The organism is Acidithiobacillus sp. TH-A36 (assembly GCF_057473445.1).
This window is the reverse complement of sequence record NZ_JBYCKP010000332.1, coordinates 1-2,884: the sequence shown is the minus strand read 5'-3', so window position 1 is coordinate 2,884 and position 2,884 is coordinate 1. Positions and strand designations below refer to the sequence as shown.

The 2,884-nt window shown below is 54.9% G+C and carries 3 protein-coding genes; all 3 read right to left on the bottom strand.

The features are described from left to right. Positions 1–64: 64 nt before the first annotated feature. A complete protein-coding gene (locus AC2VLY_RS08925; protein WP_486892001.1) occupies positions 65–508 on the bottom strand; it encodes a hypothetical protein in 444 nt (147 codons plus the stop codon). 28 nt (positions 509–536) lie between these two features. After that, the gene (locus tag AC2VLY_RS08920; RefSeq protein ID WP_486892002.1) at positions 537–1,769 is read right to left on the bottom strand and encodes a lipocalin-like domain-containing protein; all 1,233 of its coding nucleotides are present in this window, start codon (positions 1,767–1,769) and stop codon (positions 537–539) included. Then, positions 1,762–2,884: ABC transporter permease (locus tag AC2VLY_RS08915; RefSeq protein ID WP_486922128.1), on the bottom strand; the 1,123-nt coding region annotated here is incomplete at its 5' end. The genes AC2VLY_RS08915 and AC2VLY_RS08920, both read right to left, overlap by 8 nt.

Genomic DNA, 2,884 nt, shown 5'->3' with positions numbered 1-2,884 from the left:
GAGGTCAATTTCCGGCAGAAGAATCTGTCGGGAGTAACGCATCAGGGCGGCATCATCCAGGGAATCAGTCATTGTTGAAGTCATAGTCAATGTCATTTTCTTCTGCGGGCATCCCCGGCACGGGCTGGTAATAGCCCTGCTGGCGCTCCAGACGCATGTGATAACGCTCACGGATGGCATCCAGCATCCAGAGAATCTCGCTGGGATGCCCGGCATGCTCACCATGCAGCAAATGGCGCAAATACAGACGGTCCGGATCGACCTTGACCAGCAGCGGCATGGGTAAATCCAGAGGGATGACGTGATGATGAACAACCCATTCAATGGGTGTCGGCGGCGTGCCGGGAGGAATCCGCACATCTATCCGGAAATGCCCGCCTCCACCAGGCTGTTCCAGCAGTTCCTTGAAATATTGATCAGGAAAACCGCGATGGACGATGAGGGTACGCCCATTAAAACGGTTCAGAAATTGTTCTTGCAGGAGTAGATGCGGAATGGAATTTGGCATGCTTTCAGTGTAGCAACGGAAGGCCTTATCAGCCACTTTTTTGCAGGAAAGGAATTTTCTTTTGCATGGTTCGATAGGGTCGTACGGCTTTTGTATTGGCTGAAACAGAGGATGCTCCGAGGGCCAGACGGCCACCGTAGCCGGTCATTTCCAGATAGCCGTGACCCAGAGTTTTTCCCTGGCTGATGGCGCGCACGGCCCCTTCCCAGTAAATGGTGCCGCTGCTGTGGCTGGCATCAAATTCCTGGTTGTCCATCAGGGGCATAATGGAAAATTTCTGTTCACCGACGTGAATCTGCCAACGTACTGGATAACGGATGCCCGTCTGGCTGGATTTCCACCAGCCCGTGGCCTGCATATGAATCTGCCCGGCGTGGAAATAGTGCACCTGACCATCTGCGCTGCGTTCGGTGGCCGACAGCCAAAGCGGACTACCATCGGCACGGCGCATCATGAACAGCATGAGCGCAGCGCCATTGTGCAGGTTCAGTCCTAGCCAGTCCCAGCCTACGGCAGCTTTCGGCAAGTATGCAGCAGACCATTCATGATCGAGCCAGGCCTCGCCATGAACAGCCTGACCATGTCCTTTGATGGTTACGTCACCACTGACCAGCAGATGCGGAATACTGTAATAATAACTGGCATTTTTGGGATCAGGACCCTTTTGGCTGATGCCTTTGGGGCCTTCCAGCAGGGGCGCTTGGGTTATCTGAAAATGAAGCCGATAGCCCATGTTTTTACCCTGAATGACTGCACGATAGCCGGATGAGGTTTGTTGCAGAAACCAGTGACGAATCCAGACCCGGGTATGGTTTTGATCCGCGCCCGCCAAACCCAGGCCGGAGCGGGCGATATGTTGTGCAGTCAGTAAGTGCCCGATGGCTGGATCGCTGATGGCGGCTTCGGCAAATATCAGCTGACGCGCATTGAATGCACTGGGATTTTCCCAGACCTTGGCGGGGCGTACGCGAAAAAATGTCAACTGAAAACCCAAAGGATGTCCTGAACGGTCCTTGAGCCAGCCGGTGATATACCACCATTCGATAGGGAAATCAGGGTGACTGCCGTAGGCATTGGGGAAATGCAGAGGATTTTGTGCAGACACCGCAATGTGGGGCGGGCTTTGCAGGGGGAGTACATGGGCTGGCAGGATCGCTGCAGCTACTGAAGTACTGCGTAAACCGATCAGCAGGATCACGACCCAAAGCCCCCATAAGCTGACCAGGCCCCGGCATGTTGCAGGGTACCGTCGCTTAGTCATCACGTAACACCGCCGGGCTGTTGCGCAGGGCGCGATGTCCCGCAAGGATCATGGTGCTTGTGCTTGCTATCCATAAAATCACGCTGAGTATTCCCAATAATAACCAGGGCGGCTGAAAACCCATGTGCCAGTGAAAAGATTGCGGATTGACCACCGCAATCAAAATCACGCTGATGGCAATGCCCAGGCTGCCACCGATGATAATACCGGCGAATGAAAGCATGCTGCCCTCGGCAAAAAGCAGGGCCAGCAGGTCACGATGGCGCAGCCCCAGATGCCGGAGCATGGCAAATTCGTTGCGGCGCATCAGGGTCTGCGCACCAAAGCCACTGCTTACTCCAAGCAGGCCAATAATCATGGCTACGGCTTCCAGCGCATAAGTTGCGGCAAAACTCTGATTGAAAATCTGCAGACTACGGTGGCGAATTTCCCGGGGTGTGGCAATCAGCAGTTGCCGACTTTTCGCGATGCTTTGATGCAACTGCACGAGCGCGGCAGAGACTGGCACATGCGGTTGTAACCAGAGTGCTACGCCATTGATGCCTTTATCATGGGACCACTGTTGATATTCCTGTAACGGGATGGAAATGGATCCTTGCTGATAGGCGTAGTCGCGATAAATACCGGCAATGCTGACGGTCCGAAGCTGTCCGCCCAGAGGAATCCGGATGTTCTGGCCTGGATGCCAGGCACTGATGCCAGCCAGAATATCCGAAATCCATACGGGCGGTGCTTTCAGCGTATGAAGAGGAACAGACCGGAGTATTTGCAGTTCCCGACCGGGGTCTTGCAGGTTCATACCGCGCGCCAGCAACATGATGGGAGGATGACCCGGTAATAAATTCAATGGAATGCGGCGTAACGGTGAACAATGGCGAACATCTGGAAGCGTGCACAGGGATTGTGCGGTTCCGGAAGCGAGTAATGCGTCCTGATTGCTTCCCGCCTGCACATACAAATCAGCCCGCAGGATGTCACCAAGCCAGTTGGCCACTGAATCACGAAACGAGCCGACCATAATTGCCATGGCTACCACCAGACTGAAGGCTACCACGACGGCGGCCAGGCTTTGCGCAGCACGCCCCGGAGCGCCCCGTAATTGCAGCAGGGCCAAG

What these genes read in the sequence shown, in the direction of transcription:
- AC2VLY_RS08925 (WP_486892001.1), bottom strand. Translation starts at nt 508, where the DNA reads ATGCCAAATTCCATTCCGCATCTACTCCTGCAAGAACAATTTCTGAAC.
- AC2VLY_RS08920 (WP_486892002.1), bottom strand. Translation starts at nt 1,769, where the DNA reads ATGACTAAGCGACGGTACCCTGCAACATGCCGGGGCCTGGTCAGCTTA.